Origin of the sequence: Lactiplantibacillus sp. YT640 (genome assembly GCF_049745435.1) — a bacterium.
Lineage (GTDB): Bacteria > Bacillota > Bacilli > Lactobacillales > Lactobacillaceae > Lactiplantibacillus > Lactiplantibacillus plantarum.
Map to the genome: position 1 here is coordinate 1 of NZ_JBMNVY010000032.1, position 20,932 is coordinate 20,932.

A 20,932-nucleotide genomic window follows, 5' to 3' on the forward strand; every position below is an offset into this window, starting at 1 on the left:
CAGCCGTAAGGGTTGTCCGTATGATAATGCGCCAATGGAATCCTTTCACGCTTCCCTCAAAAAGGAATGTGTTTATCCAGTGCCGTCCTTTTTGAATATGTGCATGCTTTCTACAATAGGAAGAGAATTCATAGTTCACTGGGCTACCAGACCCCTTACAAGTTGAAATTGCAATACTTACGAGCCAAATGGCCGCCTGATTTAATGCTTTCCAGGGTTCAAATAAGTTATTAATCGCGATTAATGATTTATTTGAGCTGTGGAAGGTAAACGCGGTTCTGAATGTCTCTTAAAATCTGTCTCAAATATTGACTTCAATCCACCAGATAACAACCAGCATTTGCAAACACAGCTTAAAGAAGTTCGTAAAAAAATTAGTCAGCAAACACAAAAAGATTTGAAAGACTTTGCAAAGGCTAATCCAGATTTGAAAAAGCCAAGAGCTAAAAAAGCCCAACAAACTTTACAACAATAATCGTAAAAAGCGCCTAGAAATAGGCGTTTTTTCATGTTTTGACGTTTGAGAAACGCATTCTAAGTCCAGTTTTTATTAATAAATTGGTTAATGTCTGCTAAATGAATATATAAACTGTGTCATAACTTAACAGTTGTGGCCTCTTTTTTGATGCTGTATAATTAAAGGGTTAGAACCGTGTCATTACTTAATGACATAAGTAAGGAGATAAAAAGATGAAATATGGCTATGCCCGGGTCAGTACCACTGATCAGAAATTAGCAAATCAAATTGAGTTACTAAAATTGGCAGGAGCAGAAAAAATCTTTCAGGAAAAGTTTACTGGCACAACTACTGAACGACCGGAGTTTCAAAAACTGTTGCGCGTTCTAAAAACAGGCGATACTTTGATTGTCACTAAGTTGGATCGGTTTGCGCGGAACACGCGCGAGGCCTTAGCCATTATCCAAGAGTTGTTTAAAGAAAATGTCAAAGTCAACATTTTGAATATGGGCTTAATTGATAATACGCCGACTGGCCAATTAGTCTTTACAATATTTAGTGCTTTTGCGCAGTTTGAACGCGATATGATTGTCACGCGCACACAAGAAGGTAAATTATATGCCAAGCAACATGATCCGTTGTTTCGGGAAGGACGGCCGAAAACGTATTCTGAGGAACAAATCAAATTTGCTTATGAGTTACGACAACAGGGGATGACTTATAAGATGATTGAACGAAAGACGGGGATTAGTAAACGCACGCAGCAGCGACGGTTTAAGTTGATTTAATTTAAGAATTGAATGTTTAATTAATCACGTACAACGGGGATTGCTACTTTATTAAACAGTTGTGAGAGAAATTTATTTAGGGATTTTAGGCACTATTTATACCTGTTGTGCTATTGAGGTTAGTTGTGATAAGGATTAATTTGTACTACAAAAGGCCTACTCAATTGTTAGTTGAGCAGGCCTTTGGTGGGTATTTTGATTAGAGCTATTAACCCTATGCTAATTATAAGGCTTAGCTTTCAAATGGAACATACTATTATCCAAATTATGATTTGTTAAGGTGGTGTTGTCATAGTTACTGAATTGAATCAATTTGGCAGAAACAAGAAAAGTTTAACTAAGGCCATGAACACCATTCAAAATTAAGAAAACGTCATCTTAAATCTATCGCCAATGACGGGAATTGTTGATTCTTATTTATGCCAACTCGTGACCATGTCTTATCATTGGACGGTATGAATGATGTTGACAGAAACACTAGTATTAGAGGCCTCTTTATTATATATAGTAAAGGATACTAAACGAAATGGATTAAAGATAGTAGCAATATATCATTGCAGTCTCTCTGCTCCTTTTGGTAAAACGGTAGATTACGTCTTAATTTTTATTTTTTATAAAATCTTTGATCAATTGATAAATTAACTCAATTTCATAAGGTTGGATTTCAATATTGAATTTTTTTTCTATCGGTTTAAAGATTCCGTTAGACAATGTGAAAAAATCTCTTTCTTGGCTAGTCATGGCCATTTTTTTTATCAGATTATCAGAGCTTGTATGATTCATAATCATTCGTTCAATCATTAGCGAGAGATGCATATATAAATTGAGCTTTAATCTAGGATTAAATTTAACATCATAGAAATTCTCATAATGGGTAACAATGTCTTGACTATCTTCAATTACAATATTGGGATTCAAAATTTGTAACCGTCCACGAATACCCTCAATTGAAAGAAACTGTAGTAAGCGATCAATCAATAATTTGCAGGCTTCATAACTTTCACCAATTGATAACAATATTGATTGTAATTTTAAAGATGTGTTTTTATCAAAAATACTATAAACATTTATAATCTCAATATCTAAATCATGATTGATATCGGTTGTGGTTAAGATTAATTTTGTCTTTGAAAAAAATTGATGATCTTGGTTGATTAATAAATTGTGTAATTGCTTGTAATCTAGAGCAATTATTTCTAAGGATGATGACAGAGTTGTTTGAATAAGCTTTTTAAGTTCCTTGGATAAGCCGACTCCTGACATGCAAGAAACAATAATATTTTGTTTGTTCGATAATCCCTCATAGTATTGAGAATCAGTAGTAGCACCGTATTTCTGGCTTGCTTCTGCAATAGCAAGAAATGGTTCGTTGCGTTGAATCTGAAGACCAATATCAAGCGCCATTGCAGTTGTTATATTATTAACAACTAGAAGTTCTTGATCAGAAACTTTCTTAATTTCTTTAAACATTTGGTGTAGTGATCCCATATCAAATAGAACAATATTTCCTTTTGCAGAATCACCTTGCTCAGACAAATAATTACAGACATAAGTATTAATTTCTCCCAAGGAAATATCTATTGGCATATTAAAGGCTTCAAAAAAGTAATTACCACATAATGTATTCGCTATTTGTTGAATGCTAGAAGCAGTTTGTTCTCCATGTGCTAATAAAATAGCGTTATAATGCACAGATTCAATTTTATCTGTGCTTGATGCCATCAGGATGAAAAACGGAAGGTAATGATAACTATTTTTTACGTATTGAGGTTCAATTTTGGTCAATAATTTTTTAAATAAATAGTAGCTTCTCGGGTAATGATTTCTTAAAGCTTCTTGCAGTTTGGAGGATTGTTCATCATCTGGTAGGTTGATGCTACAAAGATTAGCATAGATGAAAGCTAAAGCAACCTGATTCCAAAAGTTACTATTTTGTGGGAAATTAATGCCATAGGGAGTAGTAATATACTTCTGGACAGCCTCTTGAAATGTCGGTGCTAAGCTGATCAATACCGGTTCATTAGTAATAACGCTGACTTGCTTAAGCACTTTAAGCACATAAAAATTTTGCTCTGTGATAGATTCACTATGGCCAAGTGAATCCGTGAGTTTTGCGAGTAAAGTGTGTGAGTTGGAATTAAGCTGTAGGATATTGTTGACTACCCTAGTTATGCTAGTTTGTAATAAATTCTGGTTAGGTATGATGGAGATAGCATGATTTACATCTAAACCAATAACTAACTGATTCATTTTTAAGGATCGGGCGTAGGCTGACGCTACCAGTAGTTTAATTGTATTTTGCAGGCCTCTGATGTTATCAGCTTGTCTAAGCTTGGCCAGCTTAATAAGTTCAGATGGTGAAATTAAAATCTTCTTGTTAATTTGATCGGCTTGTTGTTGTAGGAACATAATAATAAAAGCAACTTTCTCATGAAAAGGCCTGCTATCAAGGTCCAATAAGTCAATTCTCACCATAGCATTTTTTAAATATATGTTATCTTGAAGACTGAGGTTTGTATTAGTCGTTGAAAAAATATAACGAACGGTACTATCGGGTTGTTGCATAATATAAGTAAATAAACCGTGCTGATCTACAGGCTTAAATGTCTGTAGATTTTTAATACACACGTAACTATCTTCAGATTTGATTTTGTTAGACTGGGCAGAAATAGTTTTCAATTCTCTTTTCAGCACGTTTAACTGATTTTGATAATCTTCACAATCGATTAGTTTAAAAATAGCCTTTTCAGTCAAGATTTTACGTCTGATGGCTTCATTGTAAATGGCGTGAGCAAATAATAGTTTACCAGTGCCATGACTACCTGTAATAAGAACCGGTAACCCATGGCTAGGGTAGACAATGGCTCCTATAGCATTTTTAATATTAGATTTTAAACTGCCATATGAGCCTATTAAGTTATCAAAAGCATTCTTTCTATGTTTAATTTGCCAATATACTGGTCTGCTGCCAGACTTTTCTAATCGCCCTTGTTTTTCTAATTTTGATAGATAACTGCTAGTTACACCACGTGTCAGCCCAATTGCATGAGCTGCTTGGTTCGTAGTAATACGAACGTTAGGAAATTGTTGTGCGATGACCGCATAAAGTTTTTCTATTGCATTCAAAATTTCCACCCCTTAAGCACTATTGTCTGAAATTAAGCACAATATTTTGATGACTTTTTATATTTATATGCCTAATATATACATTGTAAGCGCTAACTATTCTTCAGTCTAGTTCGAATTCGAAGTTGCTTATATTATTTAATGATAAAGAAGGTGCTATCCCTAATAAATGATGATAGGTATCATTTTTAGAAAATGTATTCAAAAATTTCTTGAGTTAGGAGGAAAGTGAATTGAAGTATTTGTTACTCATTAGTCACGGTGATTTTTCTAATGGTTTAAAACAGACTTTAAGTATGTTCGCGGGTGATGCAACTAATACAGTCATATCCATTGGTTTAAAACCTGATGAAGCTATTGATACGTTAGATAAGCGAATTGATACTACTATGAAGCCAATACCAGAGAATTCTCAGTTTGTTATTTTGGCAGATATTATTGGTGGTAGTCCCCTTACCACAGTATGTAATGTTTTAAATAGACAAAAAAAATTCAATGATAGCATCATTATTGGGGGGATGAATTTCCCAATGGCATTAACCGCAATGATGTTTAAAGATTCTTTAGATAATATCGAATTGAAGAGTAAGCTTCTTTCAGAAGCAACTAAGGCCATTAGGCCCTTAGATATGAATGGAATATTGAAACCATCTGATGAAGACATTTAAGGAGGAAATATTAAAATGGCAATTTCTTTTGTTCGTATTGACGATCGTATGATTCATGGACTTATAACTGTCCGTTGGGGTAAAGAGTATCCGTGTGATGGAATTATTGCAGTAAACGATAAAGCAGCTAATAATGCTATTTTAGCTGAGGCTTATAAGGCTGCATCGGATAAAAAAACTTTTGTTTGGACCCTTGATCACTTTAACCAAGTCAGAGACAAAGTTTTGAGTTCGGAAACAAAATACTTTTTGATTACTAAAAACCCGCAAGATATGAAAACAATTTTGGTGGATATGAATTTTAAACCAGGTGATATTAAGACGATTATTGTTGGTCCAGGTAATGATCGGGAAGGTGCGATTAAATTAGGAGATAATCAATCCTTTACACAGTCTGAGGGTGATGCGTTTGAAGCTATTGAAAAGAATGGCTATAACGTGGAATTTGCTTTATTACCAGATCAACGATTAGGAGGTTGGAATAAATTTAAATCGAGATTCGGATATTAATCAATGATTGAGAAAGGATAGGAGGCTTTTAAAATGACAATTAGCTGGCTTCAAGCAGCCCTATTAGGTCTGTTTGCTTGTTTATGCTCGAATTCTTGTATGGCTGGTCAAGCAGTTGGGAATTACACGATTGGCCGCCCATTAGTTGGTGGTCTTGTTTGTGGTATTATTCTTGGAAATCTTCAACTTGGTATTGCTTGTGGTGTTGCAATGCAGTTGGTTTACATTGCGTTAGTGACACCCGGTGGGACAGTATCTGCTGATGTTCGTGCAATTTCTTATATTGGTATTCCATTGGCAATGGTCGCAATTGCTTCTCAAGGATTGAATCCGCTTGGCGGTAGTGCTGCTAACCTTGCAAAATCAGTTGGAACTTTGGTGGGTACAGTTGGAACAGTTTTGTATTACGCAGTCGCAACTATGAACTTGGTATGGCAATCTTTTGGTTGGAAAGATGTTCATAGTGGCAAGTTGGATAAACTGACGGCAGTTAATTTTGGCTGGCCATGGATTTCTCATGCGATTTTCTCTTTCTTACCAACCATGTTATTAACTTATTATGGTGCAACAGCGGTAACGGCATTACGAAATGCGCTGCCTATGGATGGGATAGCAATGAAGACACTATTCACAGTTGGTGGAATGTTACCATGTGTTGGGATTGCTATTTTACTTCGCCAAATCATTGGGCGGGCAGCAGATTTCATCCCATTTTTAGTAGGATTTACGCTTGCTGCTTCATTGAAACTTAATTTGGTATCAGTTACGGTTATTTCGCTATTATTTGCAGTTATTATGTATGAAGTTGAGATGGCAAAAACATCAGGATCTGAAGCTGTCACTGATGGTCCAAGTAATAGCGACGATGAGGAGGATATTTGATCATGGATAAAATTAATAGTCATAATCAGCTTGATCAAAAGACATTGACAAAGTCATTTCATCGTTGGTTTTGGGGGGCACTAACATGCTTTTCTCAAGAACATATGCAAACATTTGGATATATGGCATCTATGTTGCCAATTCTCAGAAAATTATATCCCAAGCATGAAGATCAAGTTAAAGCCATCAAGGCGTATACTGCTTTCTTTAATACTAATCCAATGTTAGGGACAGTTATTGTTGGAATCACGGCTAGTATGGAGCAAGCACGCGCTGATGGTAAGGAAATCGATGGAGAAACGATTAACGATATGCGGGCAGGTTTAATGGGGCCAATTGCCGGTATCGGTGATTCCTTAATTGACGGTACTTTAATTCCTATTCTGTTGGGGATTTCATTAGGTATGTCAAGTGGTGGTTCACCATTAGGTGCAATATTCTATATTATTGCTTGGGTACTCATTGCTTATTTTGGACAACGATTTTTATATTTTCGGGGATATAAGTTTGGTGATCAAGCAGTTAGCTTTTTAGTTGGTAAACAAGGTGCAGCTGTTCGACATGCTATTGGAACCGTCGGAAGCATGGTTGTTGGTGGCGTTTTAGCCTCATGGGTAAGCGTTACGACTTCACTTAAATTAACTGGGGCTAATGGTAAGGTGTTCCTAAATCTTCAAGATAAATTAGATAGTATTTATCCAGGATTGTTAACGGTGGCTGTAACCTTCTTTTGTTGGTGGTTAATGACAAAAAAACATGTATCAGCAATCTGGACAATGTTAATTCTCGTAGTAATTGCGCTTGTTGGTGTATTAGTTGGTTTCTTTAATCCGGGACTATCATATTAAAATAAGTAAATGATGTTACCAGGGAGGAGGATAATGATGACAATTCAAGAAATGAAGACGGGTTATGAAGAAGAAGTTGCTTATCAGAAGCATATGCTTAAAAATTTAGGCTATTGGATTCAACTCGGAACAGTTACTAGCGGAATTGGTATTGTTATATCTTATTTATATCATCAAAATTTATGGTTATATATACTTGGTATCAGCTTGTTTATTTTGGGTGCTTTACTAACCATTACATTCAGTTATGTAGGCTGGAAAGGACAGCAAAATATTCGTGCAGTTGTTGACGATTATGACCAGAAAATCAAATATTTTCAAAAGAAGGTTCGTCAGCAGACAGGAATTACGCCCAAAGTCAAATAGCTCCTGGTACAGGTAACTTTAATTGTAGGTGCTTCATTTATCAGTGATCAGTGCAACTATGGCAGGACTGAGAAGTCGGTGAGATTCAGTTCTCAACGATTTTTTGGGTGTAGCTCACTGTGATGGAAGAATAAATAGTGGTGACTAACACTCATGTGAATGAGCTGTTAAAAAATAGGAGGGTAATTAGGTTGAAGACTAATGAAAAGCAGCACTATAAGATGTATAAAAGCAAGAGCATGTGGGTATTTGCCTGCTTATCAACATGTCTTATCGTTTCATTTTTTAATGGTGGGCAAAATGTAAGCGCTGCGACAAGCGCTTCGTCTTCTCAAATTAGTCAAAACAACACTCAGACTAGCGATGTTACAACAGATGAGTCGGTTACTCAATCGCTTTCAGTCAATGACGTACCGACTGTAGCATCATCAAAACAAGTTGATTTGCCGAGTTCAAGCGACAGTGAGGCATCATCCAGTAATACAGCCAGTAATACAGCCAGTAATACAGCCAGTAATACAGTCAGTAATACAGCCAGTAATACAGCCAGTAATACAGCCAGTAATACAGTCAGTAATACAGCCAGTAATACAGCCAGTAATACAGCCAGTAATACAGTCAGTAATACAGCCAGTAATACAGCCAGTAATACAGCCAGTAATACAGTCAGTAATACAGCCAGTAATACAGCCAGTAATACAGCCAGTAATACAGTCAGTAATACAGCCAGTAATACAGCCAGTAATACAGCCAGTAATACAGTCAGTAATACAGCCAGTAATACAGCCAGTAATACAGCCAGTAATACAGTCAGTAATACAGCCAGTAATACAGCCAGTAATACAGCCAGTAATACAGTCAGTAATACAGCCAGTAATACAGCCAGTAATACAGCCAGTAATACAGTCAGTAATACAGCCAGTAATACAGCCAGTAATACAGCCAGTAATACAGTCAGTAATACAGCCAGTAATACAGCCAGTAATACAGCCAGTAATACAGTCAGTAATACAGCCAGTAATACAGCCAGTAATACAGCCAGTAATACAGTCAGTAATACAGCCAGTAATACAGCCAGTAATACAGCCAGTAATACAGTCAGTAATACAGCCAGTAATACAGCCAGTAATACAGCCAGTAATACAGTCAGTAATACAGCCAGTAATACAGCCAGTAATACAGCCAGTAATACAGTCAGTAATACAGCCAGTAATACAGCCAGTAATACAGCCAGTAATACAGTCAGTAATACAGCCAGTAATACAGCCAGTAATACAGCCAGTAATACAGTCAGTAATACAGCCAGTAATACAGCCAGTAATACAGCCAGTAATACAGTCAGTAATACAGCCAGTAATACAGCCAGTAATACAGCCAGTAATACAGTCAGTCAAACAGATGATAACAAAAATCAAGTAGCCTCAAATAGCACTAACAATACTGATGTGACAAAACCTGTTACAACAAGTGATTCAGATAAGGCTATTGTCAATTCGAATACCACATTGCCGACAAGTGATGAACAAGCAAAAAGTAGTGTAGGGCAATCTCAAACTGACCAATCAACATCTTCCACAACAATTGCAACCAAAGCAATTACCACCAAAGCAATTACCACTATAGCGATTGACAATTCAGCAAAGGCTACAACCCCCGATATCAGTCAAAATGATCAGTATGATGAACAATATAGAAATCAATTTCATTACTCCAGTAATGAAAATTGGATCAACGATCCAAACGGCCTCTTTTATGATAGTAGCACAGGACTTTACAATCTTTATTATCAATATAATCCAAAGGGGAACCAATGGGGCAATATGTCTTGGGGCCATGCCGTCAGCAAGGATCTAATTAATTGGACACAAGAAGATGTTGCCATTCCTTGGTTAGAGAATCAAGGTTGGGAAGACTTTACGTATACTAACACAACGGGAAATCTCAAAGATTATGGAACAGTGAGATATATTGGGGATCCAACAGGAGACTGGGGAACTACACCAAATAGTAAGGCTATATTCAGCGGTTCGATTGTGGTTGATGCCAATAATGTTAGTGGGTTAGGTAAGGGGACCATATTAGCCTTTTACACAGCTGATTATGAGATTGCGACTAGAAAAAATGACGGTGCTGAAGGTGGATTAGGGACTTGGATTGGAGTAAATGAGATTCAAGAGCAACATTTGGCCTACAGCCTCGATGGTGGCAAAACATTTATTCAATATTCGAAGGATGGTAATGCGGCTAATCCTCAGGCAATCATTCCAACCAGCATGAACCAGGGAGGAGATGCCGCGAATTTCCGCGATCCAAGCGTAGTCTACGATGCGGTTAATAAACAATACTATTTAACCGTTGTGTCTGGCCAGCAAGCCCTCATTTATAAATCTAGCAATCTGTTGGACTGGACATATGCTTCTAAAATTGAACGTGAAAATGATGTGGGTAACGGCGTATGGGAATGTCCATCATTGATACCAATAAAGGTAGCTGGAACAAATGACACAAAGTGGGTATTTTGTGTCAGTGTTCAACAAGGCGCACATGCCACAGGATCTGGGATGCAATATTATGTTGGCAATATGACCGCTGATGGGACTTGGATGCCTGAGAGCTCGAAGACGCTTCAAGATCCAATGACAATGGACTCAGGAGAAGACTTTTATGCCGGTATTCCTTTCTCCAATATGCCCGATGGTCGAACTGTTATGTTGGCTTGGCAGTCGAATTGGAGCTATACGGGAGAAGCTAACACAACACCTTGGTACGGTAATATGACTCTTCCTCGCGAACTGAATCTTGAAAAGAGTCCTGATACAACAGACGGGTACTTGTTGGCAAATACTGTGGTCAAAGAAATTGCTAACAACGAAGAGGCCAATGTTATTGATCAAAAGGACAGTAACTTTTCAATTTCAAGTAATGATCAAAAAGTTCAATATGATGGCAAACAATATAAAATTAGTGCGACATTTTCTTGGGATGAGAGCAATAAACCAAGTTCAGTCGGCTTTAAGCTTCGTGTTTCTGATGATAAAAAGTATGATATGTTGGTTGGTTATGATTTGACTACGGGATTATTTTTTGTCCAGAGACTCAGCACTGGTGAACCCAATATGGGTGCACCTCGAGACAAAATGAACGCAACAGTGAATGCTGATGGATCAATTACGATTACGGTTTATGTTGACGAAACAAGTATTGAGGCCTTTGCTAATAATGGCGAAAAATCGATAACCCAAAACTTCTTTATGCGGCCAGAAAATATTGGTGATCAAGCTACAAATGGTGTTTACGTGTATTCAGATAATGGAACGACTAACATCAGTAACTTAACTATCAATCCAATTGCTTCTATTTGGAACAGTGTTGGGAAACTAACTGAAAAATTTGTTGATGAAAGCGGCAATTCGATTGCTGACAATGTTGTTTCTTCTGGTAATGTTGGTGATCCTTACTCGACAACCCAAAAGGATATTGCTGGTTATACCTTCAAAGAAGTTCAAGGTACCCCTACGGGTAGTTTCACAGCTCAGGATCAGACCGTAACCTATGTGTACACCAAGAATCCGGTTGCTGGTGGGAACGGCACAGCTAAGTATGTTGATGAAAGCGGCAATTCGATTGCTGACAATGTTGTTTCTTCTGGTAATATTGGTGCCCCTTACTCGACAACCCAAAAGGATATTGCTGGTTATACCTTCAAAGAAGTTCAAGGTACCCCTACGGGTAGTTTCACAGCTCAGGATCAGACCGTAACCTATGTGTACACCAAGAATCCGGTTGCTGGTGGGAACGGCACAGCTAAGTATGTTGATGAAAGCGGCAATTCGATTGCTGACAATGTTGTTTCTTCTGGTAATATTGGTGCCCCTTACTCGACAACCCAAAAGGATATTGCTGGTTATACCTTCAAAGAAGTTCAAGGTACCCCTACGGGTAGTTTCACAGCTCAGGATCAGACCGTAACCTATGTGTACACCAAGAATCCGGTTGCTGGTGGGAACGGCACAGCTAAGTATGTTGATGAAAGCGGCAATTCGATTGCTGACAATGTTGTTTCTTCTGGTAATATTGGTGCCCCTTACTCGACAACCCAAAAGGATATTGCTGGTTATACCTTCAAAGAAGTTCAAGGTACCCCTACGGGTAGTTTCACAGCTCAGGATCAGACCGTAACCTATGTGTACACCAAGAATCCGGTTGCTGGTGGGAACGGCACAGCTAAGTATGTTGATGAAAGCGGCAATTCGATTGCTGACAATGTTGTTTCTTCTGGTAATATTGGTGCCCCTTACTCGACAACCCAAAAGGATATTGCTGGTTATACCTTCAAAGAAGTTCAAGGTACCCCTACGGGTAGTTTCACAGCTCAGGATCAGACCGTAACCTATGTGTACACCAAGAATCCGGTTGCTGGTGGGAACGGCACTGGAGATACTGGATCTACTCAATCAGGAAATCCGTCTGCTACTGGTAAGGGTCAAGAAAATCCTAGTTTTGACCAACTCGACAATCCAAGTCAACTAAATAATTCTACCAAGAATGGAATTGTCAATACATCCACGAGTACAGAATCTCAGTCTAACAACACCTCAAGATTACCCCGAACAGGTGAAGACAATAATGGAAATCAAACAATATCATTTGCTGGTATTTTGTTAGTAATACTCGGCAATTTGCTTGGCTTAATTGGTATTAAAAAGCATCGTAGTTTCCTGTAGTTAAGCACCTGACAACTTTATCCAGATGAACTGACTATTGGCCATTTAAATAAGTTTCAACAGCAAGATAAGCTCATAATAAATGCTAGAATTCCTTTGGCCGCAAATTAATGAAACTCATCGGTTTTTTAGCAAAATAGATAGATGGTTACCATGTTGTATGACGTTATTTGAAGATTCTAGCAGAATGAAAAGCCTATAGAATAGGGTAAATGAGCGTAATTTAAAGAAAAACTATACAAAGTTTTAAAATAATGATAAACTATTCAATAAATTATTTGAATAGTGGTGAGATTATGTACGAAGAAGCAATTGAGTACAAAGATAGTCTTTACAAAGAACTATCCAGAATAGGAAAGAGCCTCGGCAGTGATCGTCGTTTGGAAATCCTTGATTTATTAATCCAGGCTCCCAAGAGTGTAGAAGAAATTTCAAAAGAATTAAAGATTAGTGTTGCTAATACTTCACGGCATTTACAAGTATTAAGGGATAGTCACCTAGTAAAAACTGAGCGAGATGGGAATCGAATCATTTACAGCCTGAGTTCACCCTTAATTACGAAACTAATTCAACTGCTTACTGATATTGGCGAAAACGAGCTTTCTGAAATGAAAGTTATTCAACATAAAGCCACAACCTCAGAAAATGTAAAAAGCATTTCCTTAGAACAAGCACTGAAAAGTTATAAGAATGGACTACTTTTAGATGTTCGTCCACAAGATGAGTATCAAGAAGGACATATTAATTCTGCTATAAATATCCCACTTGATACTTTATCAGACCATCTAACGGAACTACCGAAGAATCGGCAAATTATTGTTTATTGTCGTGGTAGATTATGTGGTAATTCGAATATTGCAACGCAGTTATTAAATAATAATGGCTACAATGCGCTTAGCTTAAATTATAGTTACTATGATTGGAAAAGAGCATTGAAATGTATTAACGAGAAAAAGTGATCGGAAGATTTACCGGTCACTTTTTTGTTTAGGTAATTTAAATACAGAAATTTACCCTTGCACTTACAAAAAGTAGGTGCTATTATTTAACCATTCAATGAATTAGTTGAATTGATAAGAGGTGATATTGGTTATATGGTTAAGCTAGACATACCTAAACTTAAAATGTTGGTCTTTGAGAACGATTGGTGCGCTCAATGCTATACGGAAAGACCAATTATTCACAGACTTGCCATTAAATATCATGATCAATTAGAAGTTGAAGTGCTCAATGCTATACGGAAAGACCAATTATTCACAGACTTGCCATTAAATATCATGATCAATTAGAAGTTGAAGTGCTCAATGCTGATAATAACCCGCTTATGGTAAAAAAATACAATGTGTTAACTGCGCCAAGCATCATATTAATTAAAAATGATGAGATGGTAGAACGGATATCACGTTTTATAGATCAAAATCAATTGGAGACAGTAATTCGTTATTATTTATAGAGTGTGAGGAGTGACTAAATAATGGAAACATATGATGTACTCGTAATCGGTGCAGGTCCAGGTGGAATGACAGCTGCCTTATATGCTGCTCGTGCAAACCTTAAAGTTGGCATGATTGATCGTGGCATATACGGCGGTCAGATGAATAATACGGATGATATTGAAAATTATCCCGGGTTCACATCAATTAAAGGTCCAGATTTGAGCGAGAAAATGTATCAAAGTACGGTCAAGGCTGGAGTTAATTTTATTTGTGGTGATGTTCAAGAAGTAACTGTTGATTCAAATCAATGGAAGCATATCAAAACCGATAGCGAAGAGTTGGCCGCTAAGTCAGTTATTATTGCTACCGGATCGACTAATAAAAAATTAGGTGTTCCAGGAGAAGAGGAATTTTCAGGCAAGGGCGTCTCCTATTGTGCCGTATGTGATGGTGCTTTCTTTAAGGGTAAGCAGGTAACCGTAATTGGTGGTGGAGACTCAGCTATTTCTGAGGGCTTATATTTAGCCAATGTGACGAACAAAGTAAATGTAGTTCACCATCGTGATACATTGCGCGCCCAACAGGTTCTTCAGGATAGAGCATTCGAGAATCCAAAGATGAATTTCACCTGGAATACGACAGTTGAAAAGATTATTGGTGATGAAAATCATGTTACCGGAATTGAGGTCGTCGATACTAAAACAAATGAAAAGAAAGTTATTAATACAGACGGAATCTTTATTTATATCGGTAACTTACCTAACAGTCAGCTTTTTAAGAGGCTAAATATTACAGACTCAGCAGGCTGGATTCTGACAAATGATGATATGGAAACAAATATTCCGGGTGTCTTTGCAATTGGTGATGTTCGTAAGAAGAGACTTCGTCAAATTACTACTGCTGTTGGTGATGGGGGAATTGCTGGACAGAATGCATATGAATATGTTGAAAATTTTAATTAAGAAGGAGAATTAAAGATGGAAATTAAATATTGGTCAGATATTGCTTGTCCATTTTGTTATATCGGCTCTAATCGTATGAAGAAGGCTATGAAAGAAATTGGTATTTACGATGAGACAGAACTAAAGTTTAAATCTTTTGAGCTTAACCCTGCAACGCCAAAAGTAACTACTGAAGGGTATATTAATCACTTTACTCAGGGAAATAAGTCACTAGAGCCTCAGGCCAAAAAGCAAATGGCTTATATCGAGTCAATGGCGCACGCAGATGGATTATCGATGGAAATTAATAAGGTTGTCCCTACTAATACTATGGATGCTCATCGTTTAATTAAATTAGCTGGCAGTAAGGGTGATCCTGCACTTACAGAAAGAGTTATTAAACGTTTCTACCAAGTTTACTTTAGTGATGGAACCTCGATTGCTGATCATGATGTTTTAGTTAATGCGGCAACGGATGCTGGACTAGCTAAAGATGAAATAGAGGCCGTGCTAGATTCGGATAAATATCATGATGATGTCATTAGTGACGAGGTAGAAGCCCAACAATCAGGTATTCATGCTGCACCGTTTTTCGTGATTAATAATAAGTACGCAATTAGTGGTGCTCAACCATATGAAGTATTCGTTAAAGCACTTAAGCAGGTTCAAGCTGAAGAGGAGGCATAATTATCATGGAAGAAAAGGAAGTAACTACACCATTCCAAGTTGTCGGCGATAATCAAGGTGATAGTGGCACATGTGGGCCCAACGGCTGCAGTATTGCCGATCACTGGAACAAGAAAAAGAATGATGAAAAGAAGGACTAGGGAGGTAAGATAACATGATTAAAAATGTGACGGATCAAGACTTCAAGAAAGAGACCAATACTGGAGTAACTCTAACTGATTTTTGGGCTACTTGGTGCCCTCCTTGCCGAATGCAGGGACCAATTATCGAAGAACTTGATAAGGATATGGGAGACAAGGTCAAGATCAGTAAGATGGATGTCGATGCTAACCAAAATACTCCTGCTGAGTTTGGTATCATGTCTATTCCAACCCTGATTATTAAGAAAGATGGGAAGATCATGGAGAAGCTGGTTGGCCTTCACAGCAAGGACCAGCTTAAGCAAGTTCTTTCTCAATATACCGATTAATTAGAACGAGGGGAATAGTTAATGGAAAAGTTTAATTACGTCGTAGTTGGAAGTGGACCTTCTGTTTATCGTTTCTTGCTGGGAATGAAGGATAGTAAAAAGAAAATCCTAGTGGTGGAGAAAAAGCGTTTTGGTGGAATCTGCCCGAATGAGGGGTGCGAGCCAAAGATCTTCTTAGAAGGGGCTGTAAGAGCAGTTCTTACCTCACGAAAGCTAGAAGGAAAGGGAATTGAAACTCCTGGTAAGTTAAACTGGCAAAGATTAATTCAATACAAGAAAGAAGTATTCGCACCATTTCCTAAGAGCACACAGCAAATGTATGAGGGTTTAGGTGCCCAAACATTGACGGGAACAGCTTCTTTTATTGATTCACACCACATCAGTGTGGAGTCAGGTGTGATTGAGGCTGATAATTTTGTTATTGCTACAGGACGCACACCACGTCAATTATCTTTCCCTGGACAAGAATATACGCTAACTAGTACAGATATTTTTGACTTGGAGGACTTACCAAAGCGTATTGCCATAATCGGTAGCGGCTATGTTGGCATGGAGATTGCTACTTTACTTACCGCTGCTGGTTCAGATGTGACAATTATTCAACATTCCGATCGTCCCCTCCGGTCGTTCTACTCACAACATGTTCAACAACTTGTGAACGAAATGAAGGACTCGTTAGGAATTGAATTTAAATTCAATACTAGCGTAAAGGCGATCACTAAGAAGGAAAGTGGATATCAACTTGAAACCACGACTGGTGATAAAAGTAACTTTGATACAGTGGTTAATGCAAGTGGTCGAGTTCCTAATTTAGGTTCGCTTAATCTCTCTGCCGCAGGAGTTGAAGCGACCGAAGATGGGATCAAAACAAACGGTTTTTTGCAATCAAGTTCGGAAAATATTTATGCCCTTGGTGATGTGCTCAGTAAGAAGGTGCCAGGCTTGACACCAACTGCTCAATTTGAAGGTGATTATCTGAGTGCTCTCTTTACTGAAAAAGAAACGAAACCAATTCAATACCCAGTAATCGGGACAGTTGCCTTTACCTTCCCTCAAGTAGCACAAGCTGGTATAAATATTGATGAAGCACGTAATAATGAGAAATATGTTATAAAAGATATTGATATTACAGCGGGTGACTTTTTCTATCAAGGAACAGCCGATAATGCTCGTCTAACCATTGTTTATGACAAGAAAACTGGACGATTAAAGGGAGCTTCCGAAATTAGCCAGACTGCTGTAGATGACATTAATAATCTGATTCCAGTGATGAGTTTGGATGTGCAACCAGATGACTGGAAGAAGAAAATGTTAATGGCATTCCCAGGATTAGCCTACAAGATTAAAAATTTAGTATAACTTATCAATATTACTTTTTATAACATAGTTAGTCCTAAGAAGGGTAAATTAAAATGCAACAATTTTTTACAATCTTAGGTGGAATGGGAACGATAGCAACCGAAAGTTATGTACGCTTACTAAAATAAGCGTACATCGACTAATCGTGACCAAGACTGTCTAGATTATCTTGTAGTTAATCATGCATGGGCAGAAATCTAGCTCAATGAAAAGAAAGCGAAAAGAAAACAGCTTAGTGCTCGTGGTATAATACAGCTGTAGGATATTGTGATGCATAGTCCAATTGGACCGCCTCTTTCCCATATGGAAAGAGTTACGACAACACAAAGCCCCTTCTGCTAGAGCCAATAGCAAAAAGGGGCTTTATTATGTCATAATATGTATATACATATAATTTCTTCTGGCTTCTCAGTAATATTGTTACTGGGAAGCTTTTTATATCATTGTCAGCACTTCTTTTTGGACAGTTCTAATGAACATTTGTAATTCCTAGTATAGCACAGAAACAAAAATGACCATTAGGGTATACCCTAGTGGCCTTTTTGAGCTTTTAAAATAGAATAAGTCCTGCTTTTTCTAATATCAGATTTAATCATCCATATGTTTTTGTAAATTTTGCGTTAGACATATTAAGTCTGGTACATTTAGCTCAACAGTATTAGTGCCTTCTCTACGATAGTACTTACCATTGTAGGGTTCAGGTTTCCCAGTATTATCCATTTTAATGGATAATACTGTTGCACCGTTATAGGTATAACTTTTTATGTCTTTTAACATTGTCATCATCTCTTCACTAACAGACTCTTGAGATAGTGCTGAGAAATAATGTTGATAATACTCATCGATACTTTTTCCACTTAATGTTAAATCTCTTTTAATCCCAACAATGGAAATAGGTCCTATCTTAAATGGTTCTGTTCCAAGGTCAGATGCGTTATAAGAATCAGAATCTGCAACACCAATCATGATGTAAGAACTCTTATGACTCGGAGTATTGGCAAAAGAAGTTGCTTTTTTTGTTATATTGGATACTAGTTTCGTGTTGAAAGCTTTCTTTTGCGTCTGTGGATTGAACGAATACAAACCAAGTTTAAATTCAAACCGTTCTGTTTCGCCAGAACTGTCTTCAAGTATTTGTTTAAGTATCTGTCCATCGCTATATTTTTTTAATTCGTCCTTGCTAAAAATGAACCCTGGATCAAGTAATCCCTCAACAAGAGTAATATTGGTTTCCCTATCGGAAACTTTTATAGAATGAGATCCCTTTGCTAATTTAGATTCAAGTCCAGTGCTCTTATGCTAGATTTACGGACAGATTTTCTTCTGCCCTGTAAACTAATAGCATAGGAGCATTTTTTAATATGATTCGATACAAAAAAGAATTTAAGCAGTTGTTGCAGGAGGCAATCAAGGTCGGAACGGTGAATAAGCAGTTGCAGCGTGAGACGATGGTGGGGCGGTTGATTGCGGGCAATTTGCCTAGTTACGCCCCTAGCCATCAAACATTGAATCCCAAGTCACCGTTGATGGGTCGGCGGATTGCATTTCTGGGATCGTCAATTACGGCCGGTGCGGGTGCACTGGAAGATTCGTTCGTCGATTATCTCGTCGCGACGGATGGCGTGATTGCCATCAAGGAAGCGGTGAGTGGCACCACTTTAGCAGGTAACGCACCAGATAGCTATGTGCAGCGGCTCTATCATCGGATTCCAGTGACCCAACCATTGGACGCTTTTGTCTGCCAACTTTCAACCAATGATGGGCGGCATGACAAGGCTATGGGGCAAGTTACGGGTGCACAACAGCGCCACGGCTTTGACGAAACGACGACGCTCGGAGCGATTGAAACAATCGTGGCCTATGTTCAACAGCATTGGGCGGTGCCAATCGTGTTCTTCACTTGTGTGCGAAAACACGATGCGAATTATGGTAAATTAGTGCAGCAATTGAAAGTCTTACAAAAAAAAGTGGCACTTCACGATTATTGACCTCTGGCAAGATCCAGTGGTCAAAGCTGAAAATCGCGCCCAACCACTAGCAATGGTCGACGACGCTCATCCAACCCGATTAGGTTATCGGAATATCTGGACGCCAATTTTTCGGCAACAATTAACGGACGTGCTTCGCCAGTCGGAACCATAATCGTCAATCGATTTCGCGTTTTCAAGGCTTCCGTCGATAGTCTAAAGAAATAAACATAACGACCGGATGAACCTGTCATGTGATAGGCTCATCCGGTCGTTATGTTTTAGCTTACTTCAAATTTTAGGTTAGTCTGCGACTTCAATCTTCCCAACCGCAATTGGTAAGGTGACGTGTGCATCGTAGGCGCCAACTTCACCAGCAACGGTGGCTGGTAAAGCCAAGTCTTGTGGTACGCCGTGAATGTAGATGACCCGTTTGTCGAGTTCCAAGTCATCGGTACCAAAGACTTCTTTGAACTTCGCTTGCAAATCAGCTAATGGCACATCGATTTCGTAGGCAAAGTGGCCTTGGGCGTCAGCGACTGGGTAGTTATCATTTGGCACGTCCATGTGATGCGGGGCGTTGTCAAATGGCACCATCGTTGTCCCTGAGACTGGTTCAGTTTCTGGCAAGTCGACAAATCCGTCATGATTGGCATCCTGCGCCATCGTGGCAATTTGGGCCGCCTTACCATCTGGAAAACCGTGGAAATGTTCCCAGTGTTGCGTATTTGCAGGTGTATCAAACATTTCAATCGCCACGTGTAATTGGTCACCGTCTTCAACAAAGGTGGCAGTTCCATGGGGTGCCGTTCCAATGCCTTCTGCGTTTAGTGGTACGATGTTAGCAACGTATTTTTTAGTCATGAATGATTCCTCCAATTCTTCATTATAAGTCCATTATATGCTATTCTAAACTTATTAAAATTGATATATGTCAAGAAAGGAAAATTTATGCACTCAAAAATGGATTGTATCAGTCGCTCGCCACTTTTCGCGCCGCTGTCACCGACAATTAAAACTAAATTGATTACAGTGACGCACCATCGCAAGTTTTTTCAAAAGGGTCAACTGATCCGACAACCGCTGGACCACCAAGAAGGGATGCTGATTTTGGACGAGGGGACGGCCCAAGTCTATGCGTTAGCTGATAATGGCAAGGAGAAAATTATTGACTTACTACATACTGGTGATGTGGTCGGTCAGCGCTGGTTATTTGCACCGCATGAAAATCAGGGCTACATCCAAGCGACTAGTGATGCGTGGGTTTGTTCCATTCAATACGCTGATTTTCAGCAGTTACTCGGAGAATCAGCGAGTTTATCGTTAGCGATGATCAACAATTTTGGCAACCAATTGATTGAAGTCGAGAAAAATCAGATGCGCCGTGATCTATTGGATGCAAAGGACCGTCTGATGGCTTATTTGCGGGATGTCGCGGTGGAATCCGGACAAGTCGTCTTTGAATTACCACTTAAAAAGAAGGAACTCGCCAATATTTTGGGAATTACGCCGGAGACGCTCAGCCGTCAATTTAAGCAGTTAGCTTTGGAAGGTAAAATTATTGTGAATAACCGGCAGATTACGATGTGCTAGAAAAATGCGGTTAACTACGCATTTTTCTAGGGACTGTCTGAAAACTAAAAATTCAGGTATAATCTGAGGAAAAACGAATCGAGGCATTCCGATGACAACACCTAAACGATA

Annotated in this window: 20 protein-coding genes and 5 pseudogenes; 21 read left to right on the forward strand and 4 right to left on the reverse strand. The window is 38.4% G+C overall.

Annotation, left to right across the window (positions count from 1 at the left end; translation table 11 throughout):
* From ACOV1R_RS13475 to ACOV1R_RS13485, 3 genes and pseudogenes are all read left to right on the forward strand, one after another.
* Positions 1–234, forward strand: a pseudogene (locus tag ACOV1R_RS13475) (integrase core domain-containing protein); the annotation flags it as partial.
* A 25-nt stretch (positions 235–259) separates the two neighbouring features.
* On the forward strand, positions 260–475 hold the full coding sequence (locus ACOV1R_RS13480) for a hypothetical protein (RefSeq protein WP_219033507.1): 216 nt from the start codon (positions 260–262) through the stop codon (positions 473–475).
* 215 nt (positions 476–690) lie between these two features.
* A complete protein-coding gene (locus ACOV1R_RS13485; RefSeq protein WP_072534733.1) occupies positions 691–1,245 on the forward strand; it encodes a recombinase family protein in 555 nt (184 codons plus the stop codon).
* Positions 1,246–1,842: 597 nt separating this feature from the next.
* Here ACOV1R_RS13485 and ACOV1R_RS13490 read toward each other — a convergent pair.
* The gene (locus tag ACOV1R_RS13490) at positions 1,843–4,371 is read right to left on the reverse strand and encodes a PRD domain-containing protein (protein ID WP_072534732.1); all 2,529 of its coding nucleotides are present in this window, start codon (positions 4,369–4,371) and stop codon (positions 1,843–1,845) included.
* Between the two features lie 233 nt (positions 4,372–4,604).
* Here ACOV1R_RS13490 and ACOV1R_RS13495 point away from each other — a divergent pair, with 233 nt between their 5' ends.
* From ACOV1R_RS13495 to ACOV1R_RS13570, 16 genes and pseudogenes are all read left to right on the forward strand, one after another.
* Complete coding sequence (locus tag ACOV1R_RS13495; protein ID WP_022638614.1) at positions 4,605–5,039, forward strand: PTS sugar transporter subunit IIA; 435 nt, start codon at positions 4,605–4,607, stop codon at positions 5,037–5,039.
* A gap of 15 nt (positions 5,040–5,054) precedes the next feature.
* Positions 5,055–5,549, forward strand: coding sequence for a PTS system mannose/fructose/N-acetylgalactosamine-transporter subunit IIB (locus ACOV1R_RS13500; protein ID WP_022638613.1), 495 nt, complete (start codon positions 5,055–5,057; stop codon positions 5,547–5,549).
* Positions 5,550–5,582: 33 nt separating this feature from the next.
* Positions 5,583–6,431: a PTS mannose/fructose/sorbose/N-acetylgalactosamine transporter subunit IIC gene (locus ACOV1R_RS13505; protein WP_027822950.1), complete on the forward strand. Its 849-nt coding sequence runs from the start codon at positions 5,583–5,585 to the stop codon at positions 6,429–6,431.
* Between the two features lie 2 nt (positions 6,432–6,433).
* Positions 6,434–7,279, forward strand: a complete 846-nt coding sequence (locus tag ACOV1R_RS13510) for a PTS system mannose/fructose/sorbose family transporter subunit IID (protein WP_024002725.1) — start codon at positions 6,434–6,436, stop codon at positions 7,277–7,279.
* Between the two features lie 36 nt (positions 7,280–7,315).
* Positions 7,316–7,645, forward strand: a complete 330-nt coding sequence (locus tag ACOV1R_RS13515) for a hypothetical protein (protein ID WP_027822949.1) — start codon at positions 7,316–7,318, stop codon at positions 7,643–7,645.
* Between the two features lie 155 nt (positions 7,646–7,800).
* Positions 7,801–7,953 (forward strand): annotated as a pseudogene (locus tag ACOV1R_RS13520) (KxYKxGKxW signal peptide domain-containing protein); the annotation flags it as partial.
* 154 nt (positions 7,954–8,107) lie between these two features.
* Positions 8,108–9,064, forward strand: coding sequence for a hypothetical protein (locus tag ACOV1R_RS13525; protein ID WP_424744123.1), 957 nt, complete (start codon positions 8,108–8,110; stop codon positions 9,062–9,064).
* 20 nt (positions 9,065–9,084) lie between these two features.
* Positions 9,085–12,369: pseudogene (locus ACOV1R_RS13530) on the forward strand (MucBP domain-containing protein); the annotation flags it as partial.
* Between the two features lie 296 nt (positions 12,370–12,665).
* Positions 12,666–13,328, forward strand: coding sequence for an ArsR/SmtB family transcription factor (locus tag ACOV1R_RS13535; protein ID WP_027822610.1), 663 nt, complete (start codon positions 12,666–12,668; stop codon positions 13,326–13,328).
* Positions 13,329–13,609: 281 nt separating this feature from the next.
* Positions 13,610–13,822: pseudogene (locus ACOV1R_RS13540) on the forward strand (thioredoxin family protein); the annotation flags it as partial.
* A gap of 21 nt (positions 13,823–13,843) precedes the next feature.
* Complete coding sequence (trxB, locus tag ACOV1R_RS13545; protein WP_053339260.1) at positions 13,844–14,767, forward strand: thioredoxin-disulfide reductase; 924 nt, start codon at positions 13,844–13,846, stop codon at positions 14,765–14,767.
* A gap of 15 nt (positions 14,768–14,782) precedes the next feature.
* A complete protein-coding gene (locus tag ACOV1R_RS13550) occupies positions 14,783–15,433 on the forward strand; it encodes a DsbA family oxidoreductase (protein WP_053339259.1) in 651 nt (216 codons plus the stop codon).
* Between the two features lie 5 nt (positions 15,434–15,438).
* A complete protein-coding gene (locus ACOV1R_RS13555) occupies positions 15,439–15,573 on the forward strand; it encodes a hypothetical protein (protein ID WP_255782008.1) in 135 nt (44 codons plus the stop codon).
* A gap of 14 nt (positions 15,574–15,587) precedes the next feature.
* Positions 15,588–15,902, forward strand: a complete 315-nt coding sequence (gene trxA, locus ACOV1R_RS13560; RefSeq protein ID WP_064972126.1) for a thioredoxin — start codon at positions 15,588–15,590, stop codon at positions 15,900–15,902.
* A gap of 21 nt (positions 15,903–15,923) precedes the next feature.
* Positions 15,924–17,261: a dihydrolipoyl dehydrogenase family protein gene (locus ACOV1R_RS13565; protein ID WP_217203354.1), complete on the forward strand. Its 1,338-nt coding sequence runs from the start codon at positions 15,924–15,926 to the stop codon at positions 17,259–17,261.
* A gap of 53 nt (positions 17,262–17,314) precedes the next feature.
* Positions 17,315–17,447: pseudogene (locus ACOV1R_RS13570) on the forward strand (aspartate racemase); the annotation flags it as partial.
* Between the two features lie 402 nt (positions 17,448–17,849).
* Here the strand turns inward: ACOV1R_RS13570 and ACOV1R_RS13575 are convergent.
* Positions 17,850–18,512, reverse strand: a complete 663-nt coding sequence (locus ACOV1R_RS13575; RefSeq protein ID WP_372584639.1) for an RNA-binding domain-containing protein — start codon at positions 18,510–18,512, stop codon at positions 17,850–17,852.
* A 110-nt stretch (positions 18,513–18,622) separates the two neighbouring features.
* Here ACOV1R_RS13575 and ACOV1R_RS13580 point away from each other — a divergent pair, with 110 nt between their 5' ends.
* Positions 18,623–19,249, forward strand: coding sequence for an SGNH/GDSL hydrolase family protein (locus ACOV1R_RS13580; RefSeq protein WP_080474103.1), 627 nt, complete (start codon positions 18,623–18,625; stop codon positions 19,247–19,249).
* A gap of 20 nt (positions 19,250–19,269) precedes the next feature.
* Here the strand turns inward: ACOV1R_RS13580 and ACOV1R_RS13585 are convergent, their stop codons facing one another.
* Both ACOV1R_RS13585 and ACOV1R_RS13590 read right to left on the reverse strand, forming a co-directional pair.
* Entirely contained in the window at positions 19,270–19,482 is a 213-nt protein-coding gene (locus ACOV1R_RS13585) for a hypothetical protein (protein WP_006845385.1), read from the reverse strand.
* A 49-nt stretch (positions 19,483–19,531) separates the two neighbouring features.
* Complete coding sequence (locus tag ACOV1R_RS13590) at positions 19,532–20,092, reverse strand: hypothetical protein (RefSeq protein ID WP_016374492.1); 561 nt, start codon at positions 20,090–20,092, stop codon at positions 19,532–19,534.
* Between the two features lie 87 nt (positions 20,093–20,179).
* On the opposite strand from ACOV1R_RS13590, the gene ACOV1R_RS13595 reads away from it, so the two are divergent.
* Positions 20,180–20,821 carry a Crp/Fnr family transcriptional regulator gene (locus ACOV1R_RS13595; protein ID WP_158179141.1) on the forward strand — a complete coding sequence of 214 codons (642 nt, stop codon included), beginning with the start codon at positions 20,180–20,182 and terminating at the stop codon, positions 20,819–20,821.
* Positions 20,822–20,932 lie beyond the last annotated feature (111 nt).

What these genes read in the sequence shown, in the direction of transcription:
- ACOV1R_RS13485 (WP_072534733.1), top strand. Translation starts at nt 691, where the DNA reads ATGAAATATGGCTATGCCCGGGTCAGTACCACTGATCAGAAATTAGCA.
- ACOV1R_RS13500 (WP_022638613.1), top strand. Translation starts at nt 5,055, where the DNA reads ATGGCAATTTCTTTTGTTCGTATTGACGATCGTATGATTCATGGACTT.
- ACOV1R_RS13505 (WP_027822950.1), top strand. Translation starts at nt 5,583, where the DNA reads ATGACAATTAGCTGGCTTCAAGCAGCCCTATTAGGTCTGTTTGCTTGT.
- ACOV1R_RS13510 (WP_024002725.1), top strand. Translation starts at nt 6,434, where the DNA reads ATGGATAAAATTAATAGTCATAATCAGCTTGATCAAAAGACATTGACA.
- ACOV1R_RS13515 (WP_027822949.1), top strand. Translation starts at nt 7,316, where the DNA reads ATGACAATTCAAGAAATGAAGACGGGTTATGAAGAAGAAGTTGCTTAT.
- ACOV1R_RS13535 (WP_027822610.1), top strand. Translation starts at nt 12,666, where the DNA reads ATGTACGAAGAAGCAATTGAGTACAAAGATAGTCTTTACAAAGAACTA.
- trxB (WP_053339260.1), top strand. Translation starts at nt 13,844, where the DNA reads ATGGAAACATATGATGTACTCGTAATCGGTGCAGGTCCAGGTGGAATG.
- ACOV1R_RS13550 (WP_053339259.1), top strand. Translation starts at nt 14,783, where the DNA reads ATGGAAATTAAATATTGGTCAGATATTGCTTGTCCATTTTGTTATATC.
- ACOV1R_RS13555 (WP_255782008.1), top strand. Translation starts at nt 15,439, where the DNA reads ATGGAAGAAAAGGAAGTAACTACACCATTCCAAGTTGTCGGCGATAAT.
- trxA (WP_064972126.1), top strand. Translation starts at nt 15,588, where the DNA reads ATGATTAAAAATGTGACGGATCAAGACTTCAAGAAAGAGACCAATACT.
- ACOV1R_RS13565 (WP_217203354.1), top strand. Translation starts at nt 15,924, where the DNA reads ATGGAAAAGTTTAATTACGTCGTAGTTGGAAGTGGACCTTCTGTTTAT.
- ACOV1R_RS13580 (WP_080474103.1), top strand. Translation starts at nt 18,623, where the DNA reads ATGATTCGATACAAAAAAGAATTTAAGCAGTTGTTGCAGGAGGCAATC.
- ACOV1R_RS13585 (WP_006845385.1), bottom strand. Translation starts at nt 19,482, where the DNA reads ATGACAGGTTCATCCGGTCGTTATGTTTATTTCTTTAGACTATCGACG.
- ACOV1R_RS13590 (WP_016374492.1), bottom strand. Translation starts at nt 20,092, where the DNA reads ATGACTAAAAAATACGTTGCTAACATCGTACCACTAAACGCAGAAGGC.
- ACOV1R_RS13595 (WP_158179141.1), top strand. Translation starts at nt 20,180, where the DNA reads ATGCACTCAAAAATGGATTGTATCAGTCGCTCGCCACTTTTCGCGCCG.